This window comes from Vibrio sp. 10N.222.55.C6 (assembly GCF_041473395.1).
Taxonomy (GTDB): Bacteria; Pseudomonadota; Gammaproteobacteria; order Enterobacterales; family Vibrionaceae; genus Vibrio; species Vibrio crassostreae_C.
The window spans coordinates 1-628 of record NZ_JBFRSD010000874.1 but is presented as its reverse complement, the minus strand read 5'-3'; the positions used below and the strand labels follow the sequence as shown (position 1 = coordinate 628).

The window sequence follows — 628 nt, the reverse complement described above, 5'->3', positions numbered from 1 at the left end:
ATGAACTAGATCAATATACATGTGATGGATCAATCTATTATTGCGCCATGAATTATGTACTAAGGCTTGGTGGATATTTAGAAAGAGCTACGAGTTAGATTATCAAAATACCTTAAAAGAGATAACGAGCCACAGGCATAAAAAATATATAAAGCTTTGAAAACTTTTAGCAATAGATGAAGTCTTCGCAGCTTCTTTAACACAAAGCACTCAGCGCATGGTTGAGTTGTAGGTTCATAGAATATCAACAATCAAGTTTGTTGACGTATTAATTTTGGAAGTGATTTAAATGAAAGATAGCCTTAACCTCTCCAGTTTATGGCCCGACTTGAACAGTCTAAACGTAATTCCACCACAAACAGCAGATCAGTTGAGTGCCTTGTTTGTGGTGATTTTGTGGTTTGTAGCGGCATTTTTCTTACTGTGGTCTATATCTGCTTTCATTCGAGCTACTCGTCGTGTGAAGTGGTTAAATCATTTGCTTAATGATGCTGAGAAGGCAAACCCTGCAGATAGTAGACATGACTTAATTGCCAAAGCAGAACTAAAGAAAAATTCAGTAGGGCATTTGTGGCTAGAATTTGATGAAACGCTGTTGGAAGTCAGAGGACCTGACGAGGTGTTACGG

At 37.9% G+C, this 628-nt stretch carries 1 pseudogene; it reads left to right on the top strand.

Features of this window, described 5'->3' with window-relative positions:
• Window positions 1-289: 289 nt before the first annotated feature.
• Window positions 290-628: pseudogene (locus tag AB4486_RS26645) on the top strand (hypothetical protein); the annotation flags it as partial.